Below are 24,991 nucleotides of genomic sequence, written 5' to 3' on the forward strand. Positions count from 1 at the left end.
TCCGGCGTCCGAAAGCGACTCCCCGCTGGTCACGGGGAGTTGCCGACCATTCGTACGGCATAGGCGGCGGGCGTAACCCCTATACCACTTCTCGCCTTCCTGTACGAACAACTTCCGTTATTCGGCGCAAACAGCTGAAAGCAGACGGTCGTTGGGGTTACTGTCAGTTTCGTGTTCGCTGCAGAACGTCGCCAATTGATCCTCGAAATGGTGCGAGCGAATGGGGCCGTGTCGCTCCGTGAGCTCGCCCGCGTCGTCCAGACCTCCGAAGTGACCGTACGGCGGGACGTGCGCGCACTGGAGGCAGAAGGACTCCTCGACCGCCGGCACGGCGGTGCGGTATTGCCGGGCGGGTTCACGCGGGAGTCCGGCTTTCCGCAGAAGTCACATCTCGCGACCGCCGAGAAGACGGCCATCGCCGATCTCGCCGCGAGCTTCGTCGAAGAGGGCGAGGCCATCGTGGTCGGGGCGGGAACCACCACGCAGGAGCTGGCACGCCGGCTCGCGCGGGTGCCCGGGCTGACCGTCGTCACCAACTCCCTGCTGGTGGCACAGGCGTTGGCCCACGCCAACCGCGTCGAGGTCGTGATGACCGGCGGCACCCTGCGCGGTTCCAACTACGCCCTCGTCGGGAGCGGTGCGGAGCAGTCCCTGCAGGGGTTGCGGGTCTCGCGGGCCTTCCTCTCCGGGAGCGGGCTCACCGCCGAGCGCGGGCTGTCCACGTCCAACATGCTGTCGGCGTCCGTCGACCGGGCGTTGGTGCAGGCTGCCTCGGAGGTCGTCGTCCTCGCCGATCACACCAAGCTCGGTACGGACACGATGTTCCAGACCGTGCCTACGGATGTGATCACCCGGCTTGTGACTGACGAGCCGCCTGCTCACGACGATCGTGCGGGTACCGAGTTGCAGGCCCTTGCCGATCAAGGGGTGCAGATCGCTGTCGCTGGACAGTCGGGAAACTCGGGGGGCGGTGATCCTGGCCCGGCGCGCCAACAGCGTCGGGACGTGCCCCTGCCGGGGCCTCGGCGGGTGTCTGGTGGGGGGCCGGGGTTGCGGGCTTCCACGGTGTTGGGGGAACCGGGGGCTGAGCGGGCGCGGGTTGCTGATCTGCGGCGGCGTTAGGTTCGCCTATTCGCCGTCGGGGGTCGCTTCGGCTCGCGGGTGCGGGTTCATTGTGGCTGGTCGCGCAGTTCCCCGCGCCCCTTAACTCCGGTAGCCCTAACCTGCTTTCAAGCCCCGTAGGGTCAGCATCAGTAGTCTGTCCGCCAGTTCTGGGTCCCCCGGGGTCTCCTCCGCCGCCAACGCGATTGCGTTGGTCAGTTGGAGGAGGTCGGTGATCTCTACGTCTTGGCGGACCGTGCCCGCCTCCTGGGCGCGGGCCAGAAGGGCTCCGCCCGCCTGCCTGATCGGGTCGCTGCAGCTGGCCAGGGGTGAGGTGTTGTCGTAGGAGACGGACATCAGGGCTCGGGCCAGGCCGCGGTACTCGCCGGCGTGGGTGATGATCTCGCGTAGCCAGGTGACCAGGGCTGTGCAGGGTTCCGGGGCTTGGCGGAGTTCGCGTGAGCGGGACAGCAGGTCGCTCACCGCGTCCTCGAAGACCGCGCTCATCAGGGCGTGGCGGTTGGGGAAGTGGCGGTAGAGGGTGCCGATGCCTACGCCGGCCCGGCGGGCCACGTCCTCCAGGGACGCGTCCGTGCCGTGTTCGGCGAAGGCGGCACGGGCCTCGTCGAGCAGCCGCTCGTAGTTGCGCCGGGCGTCGGCACGCATGACGCGCGGCACCCCGACCGCACCCGGATACCCGGCGGCCTCCCCTGTGGTCGCGCCCACCATGGCTGCCACCTGCTTTCTCCGCTGCCACCGACTGCATCCAGGATGCCATCGGGCTTGGCCGACCGGGGGCCGTGGGTGGCGTGGAGGCCGTAGCGTCTTCTCAGGCGGGAACAGCGCCGGGGGTGTGTGTATGGAGATCAGCGGCGCGGACGCGCGGTCCGTGCAGGTACTCGTACGGGGGCTGGAAGCCTCCGCGTCCGTCGAGGAGTTTCACGAGCGGGCCCTGGCCGAACTGCTGGAGCTGTTGTCGGCCGACGCCGCGCAGTGCTACCGACTCTCGGTCGACGGGACCGGCATCTCCGCCCTCACACTCCCCGAGGACTCCTTCCACGACGACCCGATGGTCATCTACGACCATCCACTCGACCACCCCCTCACCGAGATCATGCTCCAGACGCCGACCTCCGGTGCCTGGCGGGTCAGCGACGTGGCCGCCGACCTCCAGTGGCGGCGCACCCACTGCTACAACCTCGACTTCCGCCCGTTCGGCATGCACCGGCACCTCGTCGCGTCGGCCGGCTCCGACCTGACCGCCGTCGAGGGGTACGCACTGGTCCGCTCCGGCCGCGACTTCACCGAGCGGGAACGTGACCTGCTGAGCCTCGCCCAGTTCCAACTCGCCACCGTGGAGCGGCTGGTGGGGGAGCGGGCGCGGCTGCGGGCCCTGTCCGACATCGCCCTGGAGCTCGTCGGCGGCAACCTCCGGGGCGTCGCCGCGATCGGCGCCGACGGCCGCCCCGAACCGCTGAACACGGTCGCCGCCGACCTCCTCCCCGCCGTGTGCCACGACCCCCGTCTGACCAGCGGTACGTCCTTCACCGCCCGGGACGTCGAGGTGCGCCATATCCCTCCGGCCGCGCCCGGACTGCCCGCGATGCTCCTCCTGCGCGACCTGGCCCGCCCCCGCGCCGTGGCCCGCCTGTTCGGGGTGACCGAGCAGGAGCACCGCACGCTGGTCCACCTCCACAGCGGCTGTACGGCGACGGAGGCGGCCCGGCGGATGGGCCTGTCGCCGGTCACCGTGCGGGGCTACATCGCCGCCCTGCACCGGAAGCTGGAGGCGGGCCACACGGCGGCGCTGCTGCGCCGGGGACGGGACCTCGGGCTGCTCACCGACTGAACAGGCGTAACACGGGCGAGTGGCGATATGTCGCGACCCGTCAGAATTGACGGATGGTCATCGGCCACGCCCGGTCGCTTCACTGGCGGGAGGCGCCCCGCACGGGGGCAGGCCGCCAAGGGGGACTCTCATGACCACGACGCCGTCACGCGCGCAGACACCAGCGGAGGACACCGGCCCGGCGCCCGGCTTGGGGCGCGTTCTCATGGGGGTCATCACGGCGCTCGGCCCGCTCCTGTACGCCGTGGCGTTCGTCATCCAGCCGTACGGGACCGCCGACTCCAGCAAGGAGATAGCCAGGAAGATCGCCACGCATCAGACGGCCACCCAACTCACTGTCTGGGGCTGGATGCTGGGGTCGATCGCCCTCGTGGCCGGCACCGTGGTCGTCGGGCTGCTCGCCATGCGGTACCGCTACAAGCTCGGCCTGTGGGGCCTGCTCGTGTTCGGCACCGGGGTGGTGGCGGTCACCGCCACTCCCTCCATGGACGCGGTCGCCCTCGGCGGGTTCGACGAGGGTGTGAGTCAGGAGACCCTGATCAAGGTCGCGGACGGTCTGTTCGCGTTGCCCGTGGTCGCCGTTCCGACCCTCTATTTCGTCGTCGCCCACGTCGTCGGCGCGATCCTGCTCGGCGTCGCACTGCTGAGGGGCCGGGTGATCCCGGCCTGGGCCGCCTGGGTGCTGATCCTGTCCATGCCGCTCAACGTCGTCGGCTACGCGGGCGGCATCATGCCCGTCACCGCGCTGTCCTTCGTGATGCTGGCCATCGGCTTCGGCGCGGCGGGCCTCGCCGTCACCCGCCACGGCATCGGCTGGACCCGCGCCACATAGAGGCCACCGTCACGGGGGACGGGGCAAGAAACGAGGCGCCCGGCGGACTCTGCTCCATTCCGCCGGGCGCCTCGGGACGTCGTAGAACTCAGTCCTTGATCTCGCAGATCGCGGCACCGGAGGTCACCGACGCGCCGACCTCCGCGGCCAGGCCCTTGACGGTGCCGGAGCGGTGCGCGTTCAGCGGCTGTTCCATCTTCATCGCTTCGAGTACGACGATGAGGTCGCCCTCCTTGACCTCCTGGCCCTCCTCGACCGCCACCTTGACGATGGTGCCCTGCATCGGGGAGGCGAGGGTGTCGCCGGAGGCCATCGGGCCCGACTTCTTCGCCGCGCGGCGCTTGGGCTTGGCGCCCGCCGCGAGGCCCGTGCGGGCCAGGGACATGCCGAGCGAGACCGGGAGGGAGACCTCCAGGCGCTTGCCGCCGACCTCGACGACGATCGTCTCGCGGTCCGAGTCGTCCTCGGCCTCGGTGTCGGCGGGGGCGGCGAAGGCGGGGATGTCGTTGACGAACTCGGTCTCGATCCAGCGGGTGTGGACCGTGAACGGGGCGTCGGAGCCGGTCAGTTCGGGCGCGAACGCCGGGTCCTTGACCACCGCGCGGTGGAACGGGATGGCCGTGGCCATGCCCTCCACCTGGAACTCCGCCAGCGCGCGGGCGGCCCGCTGGAGCGCCTGCTCGCGGGTGACGCCGGTGACGATCAGCTTGGCGAGGAGGGAGTCCCAGGCCGGGCCGATGACCGAGCCGGACTCGACACCGGCGTCCAGGCGGACACCCGGGCCGGACGGCGGGGCGAACGTGGTGACCGTGCCGGGCGCGGGCAGGAAGCCCCGACCCGGGTCCTCGCCGTTGATGCGGAACTCGAAGGAGTGGCCGCGCAGTTCGGGGTCGCCGTAGCCGAGTTCCTCGCCGTCGGCGATGCGGAACATCTCGCGTACGAGGTCGATGCCGGCGACCTCCTCGGTGACCGGGTGCTCCACCTGGAGGCGGGTGTTGACCTCCAGGAAGGAGATCGTGCCGTCCGTGCCGACGAGGAACTCGACGGTGCCGGCGCCGACGTAGCCGGCCTCCTTGAGGATCGCCTTGGAGGAGGAGTACAGCTCCTCGACCTGGGCGTCGGAGAGGAAGGGCGCGGGCGCCTCCTCGACCAGCTTCTGGTGGCGGCGCTGGAGGGAGCAGTCACGCGTCGACACGACGACGACGTTGCCGTGGCTGTCGGCCAGGCACTGTGTCTCCACGTGCCGCGGCTTGTCCAGGTAGCGCTCGACGAAGCACTCACCGCGCCCGAAGGCGGCGACGGCCTCGCGGACCGCCGACTCGTAGAGCTCGGGCACCTCTTCGAGGGTGCGGGCGACCTTCAGACCGCGGCCACCGCCACCGAACGCTGCCTTGATCGCGATGGGCAGGCCGTGCTGCTCGGCGAAGGCGACGACCTCGTCGGCGCCCGAGACCGGGTCCGGCGTGCCGGCCACCAGCGGGGCACCGGCGCGCTGGGCGATGTGCCGGGCGGCGACCTTGTCACCGAGGTCGCGGATGGCCTGCGGGGGCGGGCCGATCCAGATCAGGCCCGCGTCCAGGACCGCCTGCGCGAAGTCGGCGTTCTCCGAGAGGAAGCCGTAACCGGGGTGGATCGCGTCCGCCCCGGAGTCCTTGGCGGCCTGGAGCACCTTGGCGATGTCGAGGTAGCTCGTCGCCGGGGTGTCACCGCCCAGGGCGAACGCCTCATCCGCGGCGCGGACATGCAGAGCGTCCCGGTCCGGGTCGGCGTACACGGCCACGCTCGCGATCCCGGCATCCCGGCAGGCCCGGGCAACGCGGACAGCGATTTCGCCACGGTTGGCGATGAGCACCTTCTGCACGATTGAGGCTCCCTCCTTCAAACAAGCCGAGTTTAGGGACTGCCGACACGGCGCATCGACCCGTCCCCATTGGTGAGCTTGCCCACACACAGCGTGATCCGAGGCCCGCTCACCCGGCGAAATCCCTTGTCGCACCTCGGTACGCAGGACTCCTCCCGAAAACCCTAGCCCCCCGATGTGGTCAAGGTCTCTGTGAGAGCGTGCTGCGGCCCACTCCGTTTCTTTGTGGAGTCCCTACGAATGGCCCAACGATTCTTTGCCCACGCGAGAACCCTTGTACCGCGGTTTACCCGTTAGTAGCGTTCCCGAAGTACCGAACGTACTTGGGGTAACGGCAATCTTGCTCGGACAGGCTCGGACGGCAGTCGAAAGTGGGTGGGGCCGGTGGTGCGCAGACCGGTGGCATGGGTCGTGGCGGTCGTGCTCTTCGTGGAGGCGGTCGGCATCGCGGCGCTCAACTGGTTCCTGGGAACGGTCGTCGATCGCCAGGACATGTCCCTGGCCGGCCTCGACCCGGACATGATGGCCACGTCCTCGAAGATCGGCGGCGTGGTCTTCGGCCTCTACTTCGCGTTCTGCGGCCTGGTCGCGCTGCTCGTCGCCCTGCGCGACCGCGCCCCGGCCGGCCTCGGCCGCATCCTGCTGATCAGCGTCGCCGTGGTGCACGGCCTGCTGGGCGCGTTCACCTGGGGCCTGGTGGGGCCGGGCGCGTTCCTGTTCATGGTGGTGGTACTCGGCCTGATCGTGCTGCTCCTGATGACGTACGACCGTCAGGAGGGGCCCGCGTCGACAACGCCGGCACCCGAGGACGACGCCCCCAAGGGGGGCAACAACGGCCCGGCGCCGATCACTCCGCCGGCGCCCACAACTCCGTGATCCCCACGCCCAGTTTGGCCAGCAGGCGCCGTACGAGGGGCAGGCTGATGCCGATCACGTTGCCGTGGTCGCCGTCGATGCCGTCGATGAACGGTGCCGAACGGCCGTCGAGGGTGAACGCCCCGGCAACGTAGAGGGGTTCGCCCGAGGCGACGTACGCGGCGATCTCGGCGTCGGTCGGCTCGCCGAAGCGGACGACGGTGGACGCGGTGGCGGAGGCGTGGCGTCCGCTCACCGTGTCCCAGACGCAGTGGCCGGTCTGGAGCGTGCCGGCCCGGCCGCGCATCGCCTTCCAGCGCGCGGTGGCCTCCTCGGCGTCCGCCGGCTTGCCCAGCGCCTCGCCGTCCAGGTCGAGCACCGAGTCGCAGCCGATCACCAACGCGCCCTTGACCTCCGGCTTCGCGGCCACGACGGAGGCCTTCGCCTCTGCCAGTGCAAGGGCCAGTTCGGCTGGGGTTTGTGCGGTGACGGCGTCCTCGTCCACGCCGCTGACGATCACCTCGGGGGTCAGGCCGGCCTGCCTGAGCAGGGCCAGGCGGGCGGGGGACTGGGAGGCGAGGATGAGTCTGCGGCGCGGCTGATCGGTCATGCGGTCAGGGTATCGGCGGCGTGGGTGTACTTCAGATCAGGCCGATCACCAGCATCGCCAGCACCATGCCGAGGGCCATGAGAACGCCGAGTCGCCGGAGCATCTCCTGCATGTCGCGGAGTTCCTTCGGCGGCTCGTTCTCAGGGTCGGACCACAGCATGCCACCAGCGTGGGGCTTGGCCGGGGAGGGTGCCTGAGTATGCGTACTCAAATTGGTGCCCGGTGCTGCACTTAGGTGCGCGGTTCCTCGCGCCCCTGAGGAGATGCTCTCACCCGGGCCAGAAAGTGCGGGTCCATGTCGCCGGGCCCGGCTGGGGCAGTCTGCGCGTCGCGATGCGCGCCGGGTCGGACCACGCGTCCCTGTCTCCTGGCGCGCCGGACGGCTCGGCTGTCGCCGTCGCGGCGCGGGCCCTGACCACCGCCAGGGCGGCAGCCAGCTCCTCCGGGGTCGGGTTGCCCCGTACGACCTTGATCGTCATGGTGGGCTCCTAGAGGGGGATGTTGCCGTGCTTCTTCGGGGGCAGGGACTCCCGCTTGGTGCGGAGTTGGCGCAGGCCGCGTACGACGTGGCGGCGGGTGTCGGAGGGCATGATCACGGCGTCGATGTAGCCGTTCTCGGCCGCGATGTAGGGGTTGAGGAGGGCGTCCTCGTACTCGCGGATCAGCCGGGCGCGGACCGCCTCAGTGTTTTCTGCGTTCTCCCCGCCCGCCTCCGCCTCCGCGATCGTGCGGCGGTGCAGGATGTTGACCGCGCCCTGGGCGCCCATGACGGCGATCTGGGCGGTCGGCCAGGCGAGGTTGAGGTCCGCGCCCAGGTGCTTGGAGCCCATGACGTCGTAGGCGCCGCCGAAGGCCTTGCGGGTGATCACCGTGATGAGCGGGACCGTCGCCTCCGCGTAGGCGTAGATCAGCTTGGCGCCGCGGCGGATGATGCCGTCGTGCTCCTGGTCGACGCCGGGGAGGAAGCCCGGCACGTCCACGAAGGTGATGACGGGGACGTTGAACGCGTCGCAGGTGCGGACGAAGCGCGCGGCCTTCTCGGACGCCGTGATGTCCAGGCAACCCGCGAACTGCATCGGCTGGTTGGCGACGATGCCCACCGGTCGGCCCTCCACCCGGCCGAAGCCGGTGAGGATGTTCGGGGCGAACAGCGCCTGCGTCTCGAAGAACTCGGCGTCGTCCAGGATGTGTTCGATCACCGTGTGCATGTCGTACGGCTGGTTCGCGCTGTCGGGGACCAGCGTGTCCAGCTCCAGGTCCTCGTCGGTGACGGCGAGGTCCGCCTCCTCCGGGAACACCGGGGGCTCGCTGAGGTTGTTGGACGGCAGGTACGACAGCAGCTGCTTGACGTACTCGATGGCGTCCTTCTCGTCGCCCGCCATGTGATGCGCCACGCCGGACACGGAGTTGTGGGTCCTGGCCCCGCCCAGCTCCTCGAAGCCGACGTCCTCGCCGGTGACCGTCTTGATGACGTCCGGGCCGGTGATGAACATGTGCGAGGTCTGGTCGACCATGACCGTGAAGTCGGTGATGGCGGGGGAGTAGACCGCGCCGCCCGCGCACGGGCCGACGACCAGGCTGATCTGCGGGATCACCCCGGACGCGTGGGTGTTGCGGCGGAAGATCTCGCCGTACGCGCCCAGCGAGGCCACACCCTCCTGGATGCGGGCGCCGCCCGAGTCGTTGATGCCGATGACCGGGCAGCCGGTCTTCAGGGCGAAGTCCATGACCTTGACGATCTTCTGGCCGTAGACCTCGCCGAGGGCGCCGCCGAACACCGTGAAGTCCTGGGAGAAGACGGCCACCGGACGTCCGTCGACCGTCCCGTACCCGCTCACCACGCCGTCGCCGTACGGCCGGTTCTTCTCGAGCCCGAAGTTGGTGCTGCGGTGCCGCGCGAACTCGTCGAACTCGACGAAGGACCCCTCGTCGAGCAGCAGCTCGATCCGCTCACGGGCCGTCAACTTGCCCTTGGCGTGCTGCTTTTCGACGGCGCGTGCCGAGCCGGCGTGCGTCGCCTCCTGGAAACGGCGCTGCAGATCCGCGAGCTTCCCCGCGGTCGTGTGAATGTCTGCCTGCTGAGGCTCTTCCGGCTCGGACATCGGGATGCGGCTCCCTGGGGGTGCTCAGACGTGGGGACGGTTACTCATCCGTAGCGTAGTGGCGCGCCTACCGATCGGCAGTGCGGTGTTTACCACACCTAATGTGGGTTGCATGACGCCGCGAGATGCCTCAGACGCGAACGACAACCGGTGGTCCGACCTGGACCGACCGCCCCTCAACGCTACGGCCCTGCGCAGGGCGCTGGTGCGGGACGGTGGGCACGGGGGCCTGTACTGCGATGTGGAGGTGGTGCCGCGCACCGGCTCCACCAACTCCGACCTGGTGGCGCTCGCCGTCTCGGGCGTCGCGGAGGAGGGCGCGGTCCTCGTCGCCGAGGAGCAGACGGCCGGCCGGGGCCGCCTGGACCGCCAGTGGACGGCTCCGGCCCGCTCCGGCCTCTTCTTCTCCGTCCTCCTGCGGCCCGCCGGGGTCCCGGTGTCCCGCTGGGGCTGGCTGCCGCTGCTGACCGGTGTGGCGGTGGCGACGGGGCTGTCGCGGGCGGCGGGCGTCGATACGGCACTCAAGTGGCCCAACGACCTGCTGGTGACCGTCGGCGGCGAGGAACGCAAGGCCGGCGGAATCCTGGCGGAGCGGGCCGGTGACGACGCGGTGGTGGTCGGCGTAGGCATCAACGTCACCCTGCGCGAGGACGAACTGCCGGTCCCGACGGCGGGCTCCCTGGCACTGGCCGGTGCGGTGAGCACGGATCGTGACCCCTTGCTGCGGGCAGTGCTGCGGTCACTGGAGCAGTGGTACGGGAAATGGCGCGAGGTAGGCGGCGACCCGGCACGCAGCGGCCTCCAGGAGACGTACGCGGCGGGTTGCGCGACGCTGGGAAGGACGGTGCGGGCGGAACTGCCGGGGGATAGCTCGATCACGGGTGAGGCGGTCGCGGTAGACGGGGACGGACGCCTGGTGATCGCTACGCAGGAGGGCGTACAGGAGCCGGTGGGAGCGGGAGACATCATCCACTTGCGACCGGCGTGAGTGGAGATACCCAGGGGCGCGGGGCTGTGACATTAGCGGCTCCGCCGCGGGGCGCGACCAGCCCCCACCGGCCCGCACCCGGCAACGAACCATCAAGCCCCCCTCTCGACGCCGGAAAGGAGTGAGCTACCGCACACCTGCCGTAAAGTGAAGGCCGGTCGATACCTGACCACGGCAGATCGGAAGGGCAGCAGGCGTGACCGTCGACGACACGGGTTCCGGCGAGGACACGAACGCCGCCGCCCCCGGAGGGAACCCGCACCCTCTCGCCGTGCGTCTCGAACAGCTCATCCTCGGCGCCGAGCGCCGCTACACGCCCTTCCAGGCGGCCCGTACCGCCGGTGTCTCCATGGAGCTGGCCACCCGTTTCTGGCGGGCCATGGGCTTCGCGGACGTCGGCCAGGCCAAGGCGTTCACGGAGGCCGACGTCCTCGCGCTGCGCCGCCTCGCCGGTCTCGTCGAGGCGGGGCTGCTGAGCGAGGCCATGGCCGTGCAGGTGGCGCGCTCCACGGGGCAGACCACGGCCCGCCTCGCCGAGTGGCAGATCGACTCCTTCCTGGAGGGCCTGACCGAGCCCCCGGAACCCGGCATGAGCCGCACCGAGGTGACGTACCCGATCATCGAGCTGCTCCTGCCCGAGCTGGAGGAGTTCCTCGTCTACGTCTGGCGCCGTCAGCTCTCCGCCTCCGCCGGCCGGGTCGTGCAGGCCGCCGACGACGAGGAGATGGTGGACCGCCGCCTCGCCGTCGGCTTCGCCGACCTTGTCGGGTTCACGCGGCTGACCCGTCGTATGGAGGAGGAGGAACTCGGCGAACTCGTCGAGGCCTTCGAGACCACCGCCGCCGACCTGGTCGCCGCGCACGGCGGGCGGCTCATCAAGACCCTCGGCGACGAGGTGCTGTACGCGGCCGACGACGCGGCCATCGCCGCGGAGATCGCGCTGCGGCTGATCGACACGATGTCGAACGACGAGACCATGCCCGAGCTGCGGGTCGGGATCGCCTTCGGCACGGTGACGACTCGTATGGGCGACGTGTTCGGTACGACCGTGAACCTTGCCTCCCGGTTGACCTCGATAGCTCCACGGGATGCTGTCCTCGTCGACAGCGCGTTCGCGGAGGAGCTGATCCGGAGCGGAGAGGCTCCCGCCTCGGAGGCAGCGGCGGCCGAGGCGGCAGCCACTGCGGAGAAGGAGGGGGAGGAGCCGCCCAAGTACCGGTTCGCTCTTCAGCCGATGTGGCAGCGGCCGGTGCGTGGGCTTGGGGTGGTCGAGCCCTGGTTGCTTACCCGGCGGGGTGGCCAGCCGGTCTAGGTGGTTCGTTGGCCGCGGGCCCGGTGGGGGCTTGTCGCGCAGTTCCCCGCGCCCCTGAAGGGGCGCTGTCCGGCAGGCCCTATTTTCTGGGTGCTGTCAGTGGGTCCACACAGAGGCCGATGATCGGCACGCAGATGCCGGACTGATGGGGCTGTGGCGCCGGGGAGTGGCTTGTCTGGCTCGGTGTTGGTGTTGGTGTCGGCGTGGGCGTCTGTGTTGGTTGAGGGGTAGCGATAGCGGTCGCGGGCGTGGTCGTCGGCGGTGGGGGTGTGGGGCTGTTCGTCGTCCCGGGAATGGTCGTCGCGCCGGGAACGACGGTCGCGGGCGGTGTCGTCGGTACGAGGCTCACCCTCGGGCCCGGGGTCGGTGTGGTGCTCGCGCCGCCCATGACGGACGTCGCCGTGGGCATGGTGGTGGCGATGGTCGCGGCCGCGTTGTCCGGGCGGGCGGAGGCGAAAGCGTCTCCGGGGGCGAGGCGGGGTTCGGCCTCGGTGGTGCCGGTGCCGCCGCCGAGGCCGGAATCGGGAGACAGTCGTACGAGACTGAGCACACCGGCGGCCAGTGCGAGGCCGCCTGCTGCGAACAGGATCTTGCGGGGCCGGGGCCGGCGATGACGGCCACGCCTGCGTTGCTGTCCCTCCGCCGCCGCTTCCGTGTCCGTCATGATGATCCCCTCCCCGCCGTGGCGGACGCACGCTATGCGCTCCCGTTGGCGGTGCGGCGGGAGTTGGGAGTGGCGTCACCCGAACGGGTCTGGCCGAGTTTGCCCGCAACTCCTCAGTCGGAGGCTGCCGTTGTGGACGCGTCGAGCCGCTGGCTTCCGATGACCGAGAGCAGCCGGAGCTTGTCGTGGTCCTCCGTGCCGGGGATCGCCGTGAACACCAGCAGCGACTGGGCCTGGTCCGGGTCGACGAGTGTCTGGCAGTGCAGGGAGACCATTCCGACCTGCGGGTGCAGGATTCTCTTGCGGTTGGTGTAGGAGATACCGATTTCGTGCCGGGCCCACAGTTCCGCGAACTCGGGGCTCTCCGCGCACAGTCGGTCGGCGAGCGCGGCGGCGTGTGAGTCGCGGCCTTCGCGGGAGGCGATCGTGCGGAGCTGGGCCACGTAGACGCGGCTGTGCGTCGGGTGGTCGTCCGGTACGTAGTTCGTTCGCTCGCTCGGGTCGGTGAACCAGCGGTAGATGACGCTTCGCGCGAGCCCGGTGAATCGGGTCTGGTCGCCGAGCAGGGCCACTGCGAGCGGGGTCTGGACGATCGTCTCGCCGGTGCCGGTGACGACCTGTGCGGGGGTGTCCTCAAGGCGGTCGAGGATGCGCATCATGCCGGCGTTGACGTGGTCGTCGCGTGTGGTGCGGGCCGGTGCGTTGTGGCCGGCGAGGACGAAGAGGTGGTCGCGTTCGTCGAGGGTGAGCCGGAGCCCACGGGCGATCGCGGTGATCATCTGCTCCGAGGGCTGTGGTCCGCGGCCGCGTTCGAGACGGCTGTAGTAGTCCGTCGACATGCCGCACAGCGCGGCCACTTCCTCGCGTCGCAGCCCGGGCGTGCGTCGGCGCTGCCCCCGAGGAACGCCGACGTCGTCGGGTTGCAGCGCCTCCCGACGCCTACGGAGAAATGTCGCCAGGCCGCTCTGATCCATATCGCCACTGTGCCTCACCCGGATACGGCTATCCACTGTCTGCCGATCCCAGGCTGAGCCCCCAGCCTGGGACCGCCGGACAGTGGACAAGCAGGCACTGGATGGCTTCTCGGATCGCGCGTCAACTGGTCATCGGGTTCGGCACAGCATCCCTGTTTCGGAGCGAACCCCTGTTGAGCCACCAAGGAGTCATCGTGAGCACCATCCCGAAGATCGCCGTCATCACCGGAGCCAACCGGGGCCTGGGACGCGCCTACGCGCTGCACCTCGCCCGGGCGGGCGTGGACGTCGTAGTGACTTACCGAAGCAACCGGGCCGAGGCCGAGGAGGTCGTGTCCGCCCTCACCGACCTGGGGCGTTCCTCCGTCGCGCTGCGGCTCGACACCAGCGTCGTGAACACCTTCGCGGACTTCGCCGAGCGGCTCGGCGCCGAGCTCCGGGCGCGCTGGGGCAGGAGCACGTTCGACTTCCTCGTCAACAACGCCGGCACCGACCTGACCGCCCCGTTCGCCGAGACGACGGAGAAGGACTTCGACGACCTGGTGGACGTACACCTCAAGGGCGTCTTCTTCCTGACGCAGACCCTGCTGCCGGTGCTTGCCGACGGCGGCGCCATCGTGAACGTCTCCAGCGGTCTGACCCGTTTCGCCGTCCCGGGGCATTCCGCCTACGGCGCCGTGAAGGGCGCGGTCGAGGTCCTCACCCGTTATCAGGCCAAGGAGCTCGGCGGCCGCGGCATCCGCGTGAACACCGTCGCGCCCGGGGCGACCGCGACCGACTTCGGCGGCGGCATGATGCACGACCCCCAGGTCCGCGGCTACCTCACCTCGCAGGTCGCGCTGGGACGCGTGGGCGAGCCCGACGACATCGCGGGCGCGGTGACGGCACTCCTCTCGGATGCGAACCAGTGGGTCACCGCACAGCGCATCGAGATCTCCGGCGGACAGAGCCCGTGATCCCCGTGACTGATCCGACGAGTGATCCCACGACCGACCTGACCGGGAAGACGGCCGTGGTCACGGGCTCCGCCCGCGGCATCGGCAAGGCGATCGCCCTGCGCTACGCACGCCTCGGCGCGAACATCGTGGTCAACTACGCCTCCAGCGCGAAGGAGGCCGACGCGACAGTCGCGGAGATCGAGCGTCTGGGCGCGGCGGCGATCGCCGTACAGGCCGACGTGTCCGTCGTACCCGACATCCAGCGCCTCTTCGCCGAGGCCGCCGGGCATTTCGGGCGGATCGACATCGCCGTCGCCAACGCGGGTGTCGAGCTCATCGGCATCGACTTCCTCGACATCGCCGAGGAGCAGTTCGACCGTCTCTTCGCCATCAACACCAAGGGCACCTTCTTCACCCTCCAGACGGCAGCGCGGCACGTCGTGGACGGCGGCCGGATCATCTACGTCGGTTCGAGCACGACGACCGTGCCGGTCCGGGGCGAGGGACTGTACGGGTCGAGCAAGACGGCACCGCGCTACGCCGTCCAGGTCCTGGCACAGGAACTCGCCGACCGCGGGGTCACCGTCAACACGATCCTTCCCACGGCGATCGAGGGCGCCGGCGTGTTCACCGAGCCGGACCCGAACCCGGACCAACCGCACCACCCAGTACGGCAGTTCGTGGCTCAGCCCGGGCGTATCGGCCGCCGGATGGGGACCGTCGACGACGTCGCGGACGCCGCCGAGTACCTCGCCTCCGGCCTCGCGGCCTGGGTCAGCGGACAGAGCCTGCTGATCAGCGGGGGTGCGCTCCAGTGACCTTTCCGAACACCCACCGATCGGAGCTCGACCATGACCGCGACCGTGACTGACGCGCTTCGCACCCCCGCCCGGCTCGGCTGGGCGAGCCTCGTCTCGGCCGACCCGCAGACCGTCGCTTCCTTCTACGGGGCCCTGCTGGGCTGGGCCGTCACGGAGACCGACGGCCGCCTGATCGCATCCGCCGCGGGCACGCCGGTTGCCGACATCAGCGGTATCACCGACATCGCCACGGCCGACGGGCCCCCTGGATGGCTCGTCCACTTCGACGTCGACGAGCTCGACACCGCGCTGACCGCCGTCTCCAAGGCCGCGGGCACGGTCACCGGCGACTCCGCCGTCGTCGCCGACCCCAACGGAACCCGGTTCGCGCTCCGCACCCCCGCCACACAGCACCGCGAGCGACGGCCGGCACCCGGCACCCTCGCATGGGCCGAACTGATCACCGACGACGTCGACGTGTCCGAGGCGTTCTACCGCGAGGCCTTCGGATGGGAACTCACGGAGCCGAGCGGTCCCCTCGGCCGCCGCGAGTGGCAGGCGTACGGCAGGTCGTTCGCCGGGCTCCTGCCACGGCCGCCGGCGATGCCTGCCGAGATGCCCGCGTACTGGGACGTGTACTTCGCCGTCGACGACATCGAGGCCGCCGCGAAGGTCGCCACCGAACAGGGCGGCACTCTGCTCATGCCGCCGACACCGGTCGGGATCGGCACGATCGCGGTCTTCCTCGACCCGGCGGGCGCCGTCTTCACCCTCGTCCAACTCGCCACCGAGGAGGCCGACGCATGACCACCAGCACCGACAACAGGCGCGACAAGACGGGCAGGGTCGGGCTCGTCACCGGTGCCGGATCCGGCCTCGGCGAGGCGGCCGCCAGACGACTCGCGGCGGACGGCGCGCGCATCGTCGTAGCCGATCGCGATGCGGGGGCCGCCGAACGCGTCGCCGCGGAACTCCGCGCCGCCGGACACCTCGCGTCCGCGTTCGCCGCGGATGTCACGTCGTTCGACGACACCGAGCGGCTCGTCGCGTTCACCGTCGCGACCTATGGCGCCCTCGACCTCGCCTTCAACAACGCCGGCATCACGCCCGGCCTGGTCGAGGTCCACGACATCGCTCTCGACGACTGGAACGAAGTCATCGCCGTCAACCTGACCGGCGTCTTCCACAGCATGAAGGCCGAGATCGCCCACATGCTCGAAGCCGGCGGTGGGGCCATCCTCAACATGGCCTCCACCGCCGGAGTGATGGCCCACGCCGGGCGGGCCGCGTACGCGGCCTCCAAGCACGGCATCGTCGGACTCACCCGCTCGGCCGCCGTCGAATACGCGCAGCGCGGCATCCGCGTCAACGCCGTCGCACCCGGTCCGATCGACGCCCCGTCGGCACGGGCGCTCCCGCCGGAGGTCCGCGCCTCCATCGCAGCGAAAACCGCGATGGGCCGCGTGGGCCAGGTCGACGAGGTCGCGGCCGTGGCCAGCTTCCTGCTCTCGGACGAGGCCGCCTTCGTCACAGGTTCCGTCTACGAGGTCAACGGCGGCCAGACCCAGCTCTGAAGGGCCTTTCCTCGGCGGGGTCCGGCTGGGATGATCGGGGAGACGGTAGTTAACCCGCGTTAACCGGAGGGTGTCATGAGCGAGGAACGGTTCGGGGAGTTCGTGCTGGTGCGACGGCGCGAGTACGTCGCGGAGCTCGTCCTGGACCGGCCCAAGGCCATGAACGCCGTCTCCACCGAGATGGCCCGGTCGATCGCCGGGGCGTGTGCCGCGCTGGGCGCGGACCGGGACGTACGGGTGGTCGTACTGACGTCGACGCACGAGCGGGCGTTCTGTGTCGGGGCGGATCTGAAGGAGCGGAACTCTTTCAGCGACGCGGACCTGGTGCGCCAGCGCCCGGTCACGCGCGGGGCCTACACGGGTGTGCTGGAGCTGCCCGTACCGACGATCGCGGCGGTCCACGGTTTCGCACTGGGCGGCGGCTTCGAGATCGCCCTGGCCTGCGACCTGATCGTGGCCGACCGCACGGCGGTGGTGGGGCTGCCGGAGGTGTCGGTAGGCGTGATCCCGGGCGGCGGCGGCACCCAGCTGCTCCCACGCCGGGTGGGCGCCGCCCGCGCGGCCGAACTGGTCTTCACCGCGAGGCGCGTGGAGGCGGCGGAGGCAAGGGAGTTGGGGTTGGTGGACGAGCTGGTGGAGGCGGGCCGGGACCGGGAAGCGGCACTGGAACTGGCGGCCCGCATCGCGGCCAACTCACCGGTGGGGCTGCGGGCGGCGAAGCGAGCGATGCGGTTGGGGCATGGCCTGGACTTGCGGGCCGGGTTGGAGGTGGAGGACGCGGCATGGAGGTCGGTGGCGTTCTCGGGCGACCGGGCGGAGGGCGTGGCGGCATTCAACGAGAAGCGGCCACCCAACTGGCCGGGTGAGTAGGGCACCCTCAGCCCGTCCGGCGTTTGAGGACGAGGCCCTTCGGGCCGAAGCGGGGGTGTGGGGGCGGCGGCCCCCACGGACAGTAATCACCATCCACCCGCACGCCGCATGAACAGCACAAATCACACTAAACCTTCCTAACCTGGAGTGATGGGTGAGGACAGACGGCTCAGGGCCGTGGTCGAGCTGGCGCAGGACATGGCCGCCGCACACACGCCACGTGAGTCATGGCACGCCGCAGCCCGCGGAGCGACCCGCGCGCTCGGCGGAAGCTTCGCCGCGCTCTCCGTCTGGGAGCGCGAGCGCGGCCGTCTCCGCGTCCTCGTGAACGTGGGGGAGCGCGCCCCCGACGAGGACGAGTTCCCCGACGCCGAGGCCTACCCCGTGCACCAGTTCCCGGAGATCACCGAGTTCCTGCACGAACGCTGGGCCAGGGGCGGTGGGCCCAACGCCTGGGTCGAGACCGCCGAGGGCCCGGCGGCCGGCCGGCCCGGATACGTCCATCAGCGCGTCGCGGCCCTACGTCGCCGAGGCCGCGGCTGCTGCGTCGTCGCCCCGATCGTGCTGCACGGCCGCGCCTGGGGCGAGCTGTATGTAGCCCGCCCGGCCGGCACCCCCGTCTTCGACCGGGCCGACGCCGACTTCGCCACCGTACTGGCCTCCGTCGTGGCCGCCGGGATCGCCCAGACCGAGCGTCTGGAGGAGGCCAGGCGGCTCGCCTTCACGGACGCGCTCACGGGTCTCGCCAACCGCCGTGCCGTGGACGTACGTCTCGACGAGGCGGTCGAGCGGCACCGGAAGGACGGGGTCGTCGTCAGCCTCGTCGTCTGCGATCTCAACGGGCTCAAGCGCGTCAACGACACCCAGGGGCACGCTGTGGGCGACCGCCTCCTCGAACGCTTCGGGTCGGTGCTGTCCCTGTGCGGGGCCATGCTGCCGGGCGCGCTCGCCGCCCGCCTCGGCGGCGACGAGTTCTGCCTCCTCGCCGTCGGCCCGCCCGCCGACGAGGTCGTCCGGGCGGCCGGTGAACTCTGCCGCCGCGCCGCCGAGTTGGAGCTCGGCGAGGGCGTCGCGTGCGGGGTCGCGTCCACCGAGGACCCGATCGGGCCCGTACGTTCCGGCCGCCGCCTCTTCCGGCTCGCGGACGCCGCCCAGTACCAGGCCAAGGCCCTGCGCGCGGACGAGCCGGTCGTCGCCGGTCGCGAGGGCCCCGACGATCCGGTCGTACGGCTCGCGGACACACCCTCCCCCGAGCTGCCCGCCGAGCGCCGCCGCTTCCGGGGCCGCCGCACCTGACGTAAGGGTCACAACCGCCACCCGGTAGTGACATCATCGTCTTCACTGCGTACGCTCCTGAATATGGATATGCACACTGTGGTGGTGGGGACGTCCGGGGTGACCGCGTCCGACGTTCTCGCCGTGGCGCGCGCCGGCGCCCGCATCGAGCTCTCGCCGGAGGCACTCGCGGCCCTCGCCGCGGCCCGCGGGATCGTGGACGCGCTGGCGGCCAAGCCCGAACCCGTCTACGGCGTGAGCACCGGCTTCGGCGCCCTGGCCTCCCGGCACATCAGCCCGGAGCTGCGCGCCCAGCTGCAGCGCAACATCGTCCGCTCGCACGCCGCCGGCATGGGGCCGCGCGTCGAGCGGGAGGTCGTACGGGCCCTGATGTTCCTGCGGCTGAAGACCGTCTGCTCGGGGCACACCGGCGTCCGGCCCGAGGTCGCGCAGACCATGGCCGACATCCTCAACGCCCAGATCACCCCGGTCGTGCACGAGTACGGCTCGCTCGGCTGCTCCGGCGACCTGGCCCCGCTGTCCCACTGCGCGCTGACCCTCATGGGCGAGGGCGACGCCGAGGGCCCGGACGGGGTGGTGCGCCCCGCCGCCGACCTCCTCGCCGAGGCCGGCATCGCGCCCGTCGAACTGCGCGAGAAGGAGGGCCTCGCCCTGCTCAACGGCACCGACGGCATGCTCGGCATGCTGGTCATGGCCCTCGCCGACCTGGACAGGCTCTACAAGTCCGCCGACGTCACCGCGGCCCTCAGCCTCGAAGCCCTCCTCGGCACCGACAAGGTGCTCGCCCCCGAACTGCACACCATCCGCCCGCACCCGGGACAGGGCGCCAGCGCCGCCAACATGCTCGCCGTGCTGAAGGGTTCGGCCCTCACCGGGCACCACCAGGACGACGCGCCGCGCGTCCAGGACGCCTACTCGGTGCGCTGCGCCCCGCAGGTCGCCGGCGCCGGACGGGACACCATGGCGCACGCCCGGCTCGTCGCCGAGCGGGAGCTGGCGTCGGCCGTGGACAACCCCGTCGTGCTGCCCGACGGGCGCGTCGAGTCCAACGGCAACTTCCATGGCGCTCCGGTGGCGTACGTCCTCGACTTCCTCGCCATCGCCGCCGCCGACCTGGGGTCGATCGCCGAGCGCCGTACCGACCGGCTGCTCGACAAGAACCGCTCGCACGGCCTCCCGCCCTTTCTCGCGGACGACCCCGGTGTGGACAGCGGGCTGATGATCGCCCAGTACACGCAGGCCGCGCTGGTCAGCGAGATGAAGCGGCTCGCCGTACCGGCCTCCGCGGACTCGATCCCGTCCTCCGCGATGCAGGAGGACCACGTCTCCATGGGCTGGTCGGCGGCGCGCAAGCTGCGCACGGCCGTCGACAACCTCACGCGCATCGTCGCGATCGAGCTGTACGCCGCAACGCGCGCGATCGAGCTGCGCGAGGGCCTGGCCCCGGCTCCGGCGTCGCAGGCCGTCATCGACGCCGTACGGGCGGCCGGGGTCGAAGGTGCCGGTCCGGACCGCTTCCTGGCGCCCGACCTCGCGGCGGCGGACGCGTTCGTGCGGGACGGGAAGCTCGTCGCGGCTGTCGAGACTGTGACGGGTCCGCTCGCCTGACCGCTATAGACAGCAAGGGGCCGCCGTCGCTCTCCCCCGCGACGGCGGCCCTCCTGCTGTCCGGTGCCTGTTGCCTGCTACTTGAGCTTGGCGGCCTGGCCCTCGATGATCTCGGCGGGGATGGTGTACGCCTTCGTCTCGCCGCTGAAGGCGGCCAGGCTGATCGAGTAGTACGTGGCGACAGTGCTGCCGTGGCGCACCGCCTCGCCGTGGACCAACACCGCTTCACCCTCGGCCTCGGCCGTCACCCCGAACGCCACCGACTCGTCACCGGTCCCGGAGCCCTTCTCCGCGGCGACCTTCGTGAACTTCTGGGTGTCCTCGCCCTTCGCGGAGACCGTGAACCCGCCCGTGCAGCCGCTGACGGCGTCGGTGAAGGACTTCATGGTCTCCGCGGCGGCCTCACCCTCGTAGGAGGAGAGCGAGACGATCGTCATCGTGGCGCCCAGGGCGTCCTCAAGGGAGTCCGGGCTCTCCGTCGTCGTCTCGGCGGCCGGCAGGACCTGGCGGTTGACGTACGCCGACTCGTCGCCCGGCGCGAAGCCGGTCAGCACGTACGCGATCGGCGCGCACTTGGCGTCGGCGACCGTGACGGCGTCCTTGGAATCCGCGAACTTGTCGGAGTCGGTGCTCGGAGTGGCCTCGTAGCCCTTCACATCGCCCGTGGCGATGATCAGCTTCTCCAACTCCGCGGCGCTGAACGCCTTCGCGGCCGCGGTGGTGGCCGCGTCCGTCGACTTGTCCGTCCCCTTGGAGTCCGTGGACTCCGAATCCCCGCCGCAGCCCGTGAGGAGGGCGAGCGACAACGCGCTCACAGCCGCCGTGGCGCCTATGCGCGCCCCCGTAGATCTATTCATGGGCGGACTATGAAGGTTGAGTCAAGCAAACGTCAAGTAGGTTAAAAACCAAGCCGTTCACGACGTACCGAATACACCACGAACCCGGCTCCCAGCCCCAGGAAAAGGGTGCCGCCGACGAGGTAGGGAGTGGTGTCGAAGCTTCCCGTGTCGGCGAGTTGGACGCTGTCCTCGGACTCGGAGCTGTCGACGGTCGTCGCCCTCGCCTGCTGGGTGACCTGCGACGTAGGGGTCGCCGAAGGTTCCGATCTCGCCGGGTCGTCCCCCGTCGCGTTCGCGGAGGGGACGAACCACAGGGCACCCAGGAGGGTCCCCGCGGCGGTGGCGGTCAGCAACGGACGGCGAGCGGATGACACGGAATATCGATCCCCTTGTGACGCTGGCGAATTGGCCGTGTGGACCGATGCTAATGAAAGTCGCGGGTCGTGGGAAAGTCGTGGGAGCTGTGGGCCGTACGCTCCGAGGCATGAGCACTGAAGAGACATCACGTTTTGTACGGCTTCGGGTGGAACTCGTCCTCGAAGTCGACGACGCCGACGCCGTCACCAAGGCCGCGCTGGGCCGTATCGCGCGGGACCCGGAGATTCCCGCCGACGAGCGGGTGCATGCCGAGGCCGCTGTGACGGAAGACACTTCGGAGGCCCTCGCCTATCTCGTGGACCCGTTCGACCTGGTGGGGGAGGTGCCGGGCGTAGAACTGGCGCAGGCCTCCTGGAGCAGCGAGCCCATCGACTACGACCCCGATTCGCCGGACTGGGATCTCGACGAGGATGATGACCGCGACGACGGCGACGAGGCCGAGTTGGTCGGTAAGGACGGCGTCGCCTGACGCGGCTTGGGAAAATCGTGACCCCGGGCGGAAACCGCTGCCCGGGGTTTCTTCGTCTCAGGGGACGCAGTGACCGAGATCCGCACCAGCCGCCCCGGCGGACGTGGTGTGCCCCACACCTTCAGGGAATGTGGAACGGGACGAAGCGGTCGTAGCGTTGAAAGCATTTACGGGGACTCTCGGGCTTTGGGGATTCGGCAACGATGGAGAAGCGTGTGATGACGGACAGTAAGCGGCGCAGGGGCCTGAAGGTCGCGTCCGTACTGCTCGGCGGTGTGCTGGTGCTCTCTGCGTGTTCCGGGGGTGACGAAAGCGCCGCCGACTCGGGCACCGACACCTCGCAGGCCAAGGCCGACGAGGCGGCGGCCAAGAAGACCTCCGAGGCCCAGATCAAGATCACACCGGCGGACGGCTCCGACAACGCCTCCATCAACAACTCGGCCGCCGTCACCGTCAGCAAGGGCACGCTGACGGAGGTGGAGATGACGACCGCCGACGGCACCGCCGTCGAGGGCGCGATATCCACCGACAAGACCAGTTGGAAGCCCAGTGGCCAGCTGGAGCGCTCCACCACCTACAAGGTGACGGCCGAGGCCAAGGACTCCGACGGCCGCGTCGCCCATGAGAACGCCTCGTTCACCACGGTCTCCCCGTCCAACAGCTTCCTCGGCTACTTCACGCCGGACGACGGCTCCACCGTCGGCGTTGGCATGCCCGTGTCGATCAACTTCGACAAGGCGATCACCAACAAGGCCGCCGTCCAGAAGGGCATCACGGTCTCGTCCAGCAGCGGCCAGGAGGTCGTCTGCCACTGGTTCAGCACCAACCGCATGGACTGCCGGCCGGACGAGTACTGGCAGGAAGGCTCCACCGTCACCCTGAAGCTGGCGCTCGACGGAGTCGAGGGCGCCGAGGGCGTCTACGGCGTCCAGCAGAAGACGGTCACCTTCACCATCGGCCGCAACCAGGTCACCTACGTCGACGCCTCGACCAAGACGATGAAGGTCACGCAGGACGGCAAGACCGTCAAGACCATCCCGATCTCCGCCGGTTCGCCCGAGAACAAGACGTACGAGGGCCAGATGGTGATCTCCGAGAAGTTCACGGAGACCCGGATGAACGGCGCGACGGTCGGCTTCACCGACGACGACGGCAAGGGCGAGTACGACATCAAGGACGTACCGCACGCCATGCGTCTGACCAACTCCGGCACCTTCGTGCACGGCAACTACTGGGCCGCCAAGTCCATCTTCGGCAGCGTGAACACCAGCCACGGCTGCGTGGGCCTGTCGGACACCAAGGGCGCGAAGGACACCGGCACGGCGGGCTACTGGTTCTACACCAACTCGATCATCGGTGACGTCGTGGTCGTCCAGAACACCGGAGACACCACGGTCGACCCGGCCAACGGCCTCAACGGCTGGAACATGAGCTGGGCCGACTGGAAGGCCGGCTCCGCCGTCTGACCGACCGCCAGTTCACAGCTTTCCGATGCCGCCCTCAGGGGCGGCATCGGTGTTTCTGGGCTTCACCACAGCCTTCTCATGCTTCTCTTATTTCGGCCTTATCCAGTAATCACGCGCCGTACCTACGTTGCGGCCATGTTCTTCACCTACCTGAGGCGCGAACTGCGCCGCCGCAGAAAGGCGGCCCTCGTCGTCGCCTCCGGGCTCGCGCTCGGCATCGCGCTGGTCATCGTGGTCAACTCCGTGTCCTCGGGCATGGGGAAGGCCCAGGACAAGGTTCTCCAGTCGCTGTACGGCCTCGGCACCGACATGACCGTCACCAAGGCGGCCGCCGCGCCCACGGACGACGCCTCCGGACGTCCGCGCTTCGAGTTCGACGCGCAGGACAACGACTCCGACGAAGAGCAGAGCAGCGACCGCGTCATGGTCCAGGGCTTCCAGACCCTGGCCAGCAGCACGGTGACCAAGGTCGGTACCCAGAACGGCGTTTCGGACGCCGTCGGCGGACTCAGCCTCCAGGTCATCAAGGTCAGCGGCCAGTTCACCCGCGGCCAGTTCCAGCAGGACCAGAACAGCGGCGGCAACCAGCAGGGCGGCCCGGGTGGCGCCACCGGAGCGCCGCAGGGCGAAGTCCAGGGCGGCGGCGCCAACTTCGACGTCAACAACTACTCGGTCTACGGCACGGACGTCACCAAGCCGGCCCTCGGCCCGCTGACCTCCTCGAAGATCACCAAGGGCCGTACCTTCAAGTCCTCCGAGACCAACGCCAAGGTCGTCGTCGCCGACGCGTCCTACGCCAAGGAGAAGAAGTACGCCGTCGGTGACACCGTCACCATCAAGAGCGTCAAGTTCAAGGTGATCGGCATCGCCACGCCCGACAGCGGCGACGCGGCGGCCAACCTCTACATCCCGCTCACCCAGGCGCAGACGCTCAGCGACTCGAAGAACAAGGTCACCACGATCTACGTCAAGGCGACCGACTCGCAGCAGATCAACAGCGTCAAGTCGACCATCCAGAAGAACATCTCCGGTACGACCGTCACGACCTCCGCGGACCTCGCGGACACCGTCTCCGGCTCCCTCTCCACCGCCTCCGACCTGGCCACCAGCGTCGGCAAGTGGCTGTCCATCGCGGTGCTGATCGCCGCGTTCCTGGTCGCCGGTCTGCTCACCTCCTCGGCCGTGTCCCGCCGGGTCCGTGAATTCGGCACGCTCAAGGCGCTCGGCTGGAAGTCGCGCCGGGTGACCGGGCAGGTCGTCGGCGAGGCCATCGTCAACGGTCTGGTCGGCGGCGCCCTCGGTATCGCGCTCGGCCTGGCCGGCGCCTACGTCGTCACCGCGATCAGCCCCAGCCTGGAGGCCCAGATCGGCTCCACCGGCGGCGGTGGTGGCGGCTTCGGCGGCGGTGGCCCGGGCGGCGGCGGTCCCGGCGCCCAGCAGGCCTCCTCCAACGCGCTGGAGGTCGCGCTCACCGCGCCCGTCAGCGCCACCACCATCGTCCTCGCCGTGGGCCTGGCCGTGGCCGGTGGCCTCATCGCCGGCGCCTTCGGCGGCTGGCGCGCCTCGCGGCTCCGCCCGGCGGACGCCCTGCGCCGCGTCGAGTAG

Annotated in this window: 26 protein-coding genes; 16 read left to right on the forward strand and 10 right to left on the reverse strand. The window is 70.1% G+C overall.

What is annotated here, in order from left to right:
- The first annotated feature begins 171 nt into the window (after positions 1-171).
- Positions 172-1,122, forward strand: a complete 951-nt coding sequence (locus AC5DRG_RS33510; RefSeq protein WP_491803247.1) for a DeoR/GlpR family DNA-binding transcription regulator — start codon at positions 172-174, stop codon at positions 1,120-1,122.
- 96 nt (positions 1,123-1,218) lie between these two features.
- On the opposite strand, the gene AC5DRG_RS33515 is transcribed toward AC5DRG_RS33510, so the two are convergent.
- A complete protein-coding gene (locus AC5DRG_RS33515; RefSeq protein ID WP_491813232.1) occupies positions 1,219-1,767 on the reverse strand; it encodes a TetR/AcrR family transcriptional regulator in 549 nt (182 codons plus the stop codon).
- Positions 1,768-1,960: 193 nt separating this feature from the next.
- Here AC5DRG_RS33515 and AC5DRG_RS33520 point away from each other — a divergent pair, with 193 nt between their 5' ends.
- Together AC5DRG_RS33520 and AC5DRG_RS33525 are read left to right on the forward strand one after the other, a co-directional pair.
- Positions 1,961-2,950 (forward strand): helix-turn-helix transcriptional regulator, encoded by a 990-nt coding sequence (locus AC5DRG_RS33520; protein WP_491803249.1) that lies wholly within the window; start codon positions 1,961-1,963, stop codon positions 2,948-2,950.
- Positions 2,951-3,080: 130 nt separating this feature from the next.
- Positions 3,081-3,782: a hypothetical protein gene (locus AC5DRG_RS33525; RefSeq protein ID WP_491803251.1), complete on the forward strand. Its 702-nt coding sequence runs from the start codon at positions 3,081-3,083 to the stop codon at positions 3,780-3,782.
- An 88-nt stretch (positions 3,783-3,870) separates the two neighbouring features.
- On the opposite strand, the gene AC5DRG_RS33530 is transcribed toward AC5DRG_RS33525, so the two are convergent.
- On the reverse strand, positions 3,871-5,643 hold the full coding sequence (locus tag AC5DRG_RS33530) for an acetyl/propionyl/methylcrotonyl-CoA carboxylase subunit alpha (RefSeq protein WP_491803252.1): 1,773 nt from the start codon (positions 5,641-5,643) through the stop codon (positions 3,871-3,873).
- 375 nt (positions 5,644-6,018) lie between these two features.
- Between AC5DRG_RS33530 and AC5DRG_RS33535 the strand changes: the two genes are divergently transcribed.
- Positions 6,019-6,519 carry a hypothetical protein gene (locus tag AC5DRG_RS33535; RefSeq protein WP_491803253.1) on the forward strand — a complete coding sequence of 167 codons (501 nt, stop codon included), beginning with the start codon at positions 6,019-6,021 and terminating at the stop codon, positions 6,517-6,519.
- Here AC5DRG_RS33535 and AC5DRG_RS33540 read toward each other — a convergent pair.
- The 4 genes from AC5DRG_RS33540 to AC5DRG_RS33555 all read right to left on the reverse strand — a co-directional run bounded on the left by AC5DRG_RS33540 (position 6,491) and on the right by AC5DRG_RS33555 (position 9,210).
- Positions 6,491-7,108 (reverse strand): Maf family protein, encoded by a 618-nt coding sequence (locus AC5DRG_RS33540; protein WP_491803254.1) that lies wholly within the window; start codon positions 7,106-7,108, stop codon positions 6,491-6,493. The two genes, AC5DRG_RS33535 and AC5DRG_RS33540, sit on opposite strands and share 29 nt — an antisense overlap.
- A gap of 31 nt (positions 7,109-7,139) precedes the next feature.
- Entirely contained in the window at positions 7,140-7,268 is a 129-nt protein-coding gene (mmpB, locus tag AC5DRG_RS33545; protein WP_491803255.1) for a morphogenic membrane protein MmpB, read from the reverse strand.
- Between the two features lie 109 nt (positions 7,269-7,377).
- A complete protein-coding gene (locus tag AC5DRG_RS33550) occupies positions 7,378-7,587 on the reverse strand; it encodes an acyl-CoA carboxylase epsilon subunit (protein WP_491803256.1) in 210 nt (69 codons plus the stop codon).
- Positions 7,588-7,596: 9 nt separating this feature from the next.
- Complete coding sequence (locus AC5DRG_RS33555) at positions 7,597-9,210, reverse strand: acyl-CoA carboxylase subunit beta (RefSeq protein ID WP_491803258.1); 1,614 nt, start codon at positions 9,208-9,210, stop codon at positions 7,597-7,599.
- A gap of 112 nt (positions 9,211-9,322) precedes the next feature.
- Between AC5DRG_RS33555 and AC5DRG_RS33560 the strand changes: the two genes are divergently transcribed.
- Both AC5DRG_RS33560 and AC5DRG_RS33565 read left to right on the forward strand, forming a co-directional pair.
- Complete coding sequence (locus tag AC5DRG_RS33560) at positions 9,323-10,198, forward strand: biotin--[acetyl-CoA-carboxylase] ligase (RefSeq protein ID WP_491803259.1); 876 nt, start codon at positions 9,323-9,325, stop codon at positions 10,196-10,198.
- A 196-nt stretch (positions 10,199-10,394) separates the two neighbouring features.
- The gene (locus AC5DRG_RS33565; RefSeq protein WP_491803260.1) at positions 10,395-11,510 is read left to right on the forward strand and encodes an adenylate/guanylate cyclase domain-containing protein; all 1,116 of its coding nucleotides are present in this window, start codon (positions 10,395-10,397) and stop codon (positions 11,508-11,510) included.
- A gap of 79 nt (positions 11,511-11,589) precedes the next feature.
- On the opposite strand, the gene AC5DRG_RS33570 is transcribed toward AC5DRG_RS33565, so the two are convergent.
- Complete coding sequence (locus AC5DRG_RS33570) at positions 11,590-12,174, reverse strand: hypothetical protein (RefSeq protein ID WP_491803261.1); 585 nt, start codon at positions 12,172-12,174, stop codon at positions 11,590-11,592.
- 113 nt (positions 12,175-12,287) lie between these two features.
- Positions 12,288-13,148, reverse strand: coding sequence for a helix-turn-helix transcriptional regulator (locus AC5DRG_RS33575; RefSeq protein WP_491803262.1), 861 nt, complete (start codon positions 13,146-13,148; stop codon positions 12,288-12,290).
- A gap of 203 nt (positions 13,149-13,351) precedes the next feature.
- On the opposite strand from AC5DRG_RS33575, the gene AC5DRG_RS33580 reads away from it, so the two are divergent.
- The 7 genes from AC5DRG_RS33580 (at position 13,352) to hutH (ending at position 20,234) form a co-directional block, all read left to right on the forward strand.
- Positions 13,352-14,104, forward strand: coding sequence for an SDR family NAD(P)-dependent oxidoreductase (locus AC5DRG_RS33580; protein WP_491813233.1), 753 nt, complete (start codon positions 13,352-13,354; stop codon positions 14,102-14,104).
- A gap of 5 nt (positions 14,105-14,109) precedes the next feature.
- Positions 14,110-14,904 carry an SDR family oxidoreductase gene (locus AC5DRG_RS33585; RefSeq protein WP_491803263.1) on the forward strand — a complete coding sequence of 265 codons (795 nt, stop codon included), beginning with the start codon at positions 14,110-14,112 and terminating at the stop codon, positions 14,902-14,904.
- Positions 14,905-14,937: 33 nt separating this feature from the next.
- The gene (locus tag AC5DRG_RS33590; RefSeq protein ID WP_491803264.1) at positions 14,938-15,693 is read left to right on the forward strand and encodes a VOC family protein; all 756 of its coding nucleotides are present in this window, start codon (positions 14,938-14,940) and stop codon (positions 15,691-15,693) included.
- The gene (locus tag AC5DRG_RS33595) at positions 15,690-16,460 is read left to right on the forward strand and encodes an SDR family NAD(P)-dependent oxidoreductase (RefSeq protein WP_491803265.1); all 771 of its coding nucleotides are present in this window, start codon (positions 15,690-15,692) and stop codon (positions 16,458-16,460) included. Before AC5DRG_RS33590 ends, AC5DRG_RS33595 begins: the two co-directional genes overlap by 4 nt.
- A 75-nt stretch (positions 16,461-16,535) precedes the next feature.
- Positions 16,536-17,330, forward strand: coding sequence for an enoyl-CoA hydratase/isomerase family protein (locus tag AC5DRG_RS33600; protein ID WP_491803266.1), 795 nt, complete (start codon positions 16,536-16,538; stop codon positions 17,328-17,330).
- Between the two features lie 150 nt (positions 17,331-17,480).
- Positions 17,481-18,626, forward strand: coding sequence for a GGDEF domain-containing protein (locus AC5DRG_RS33605; RefSeq protein ID WP_491803267.1), 1,146 nt, complete (start codon positions 17,481-17,483; stop codon positions 18,624-18,626).
- Positions 18,627-18,695: 69 nt separating this feature from the next.
- Positions 18,696-20,234 carry a histidine ammonia-lyase gene (gene hutH / locus AC5DRG_RS33610; RefSeq protein ID WP_491813234.1) on the forward strand — a complete coding sequence of 513 codons (1,539 nt, stop codon included), beginning with the start codon at positions 18,696-18,698 and terminating at the stop codon, positions 20,232-20,234.
- A 77-nt stretch (positions 20,235-20,311) separates the two neighbouring features.
- On the opposite strand, the gene AC5DRG_RS33615 is transcribed toward hutH, so the two are convergent.
- Both AC5DRG_RS33615 and AC5DRG_RS33620 read right to left on the reverse strand, forming a co-directional pair.
- Positions 20,312-21,091 carry a sensor domain-containing protein gene (locus AC5DRG_RS33615; RefSeq protein ID WP_491803269.1) on the reverse strand — a complete coding sequence of 260 codons (780 nt, stop codon included), beginning with the start codon at positions 21,089-21,091 and terminating at the stop codon, positions 20,312-20,314.
- Between the two features lie 41 nt (positions 21,092-21,132).
- On the reverse strand, positions 21,133-21,447 hold the full coding sequence (locus AC5DRG_RS33620; RefSeq protein ID WP_491803270.1) for an LPXTG cell wall anchor domain-containing protein: 315 nt from the start codon (positions 21,445-21,447) through the stop codon (positions 21,133-21,135).
- Positions 21,448-21,557: 110 nt separating this feature from the next.
- On the opposite strand from AC5DRG_RS33620, the gene AC5DRG_RS33625 reads away from it, so the two are divergent.
- From AC5DRG_RS33625 to AC5DRG_RS33635, 3 genes are all read left to right on the forward strand, one after another.
- On the forward strand, positions 21,558-21,920 hold the full coding sequence (locus AC5DRG_RS33625; protein WP_491803271.1) for a hypothetical protein: 363 nt from the start codon (positions 21,558-21,560) through the stop codon (positions 21,918-21,920).
- A 218-nt stretch (positions 21,921-22,138) separates the two neighbouring features.
- Positions 22,139-23,386 carry a L,D-transpeptidase gene (locus tag AC5DRG_RS33630; protein WP_491803272.1) on the forward strand — a complete coding sequence of 416 codons (1,248 nt, stop codon included), beginning with the start codon at positions 22,139-22,141 and terminating at the stop codon, positions 23,384-23,386.
- A 135-nt stretch (positions 23,387-23,521) separates the two neighbouring features.
- Complete coding sequence (locus AC5DRG_RS33635) at positions 23,522-24,991, forward strand: ABC transporter permease (RefSeq protein ID WP_491803273.1); 1,470 nt, start codon at positions 23,522-23,524, stop codon at positions 24,989-24,991.

The sequence above is a fragment of the Streptomyces sp. JLBG701 genome (assembly GCF_058544905.1).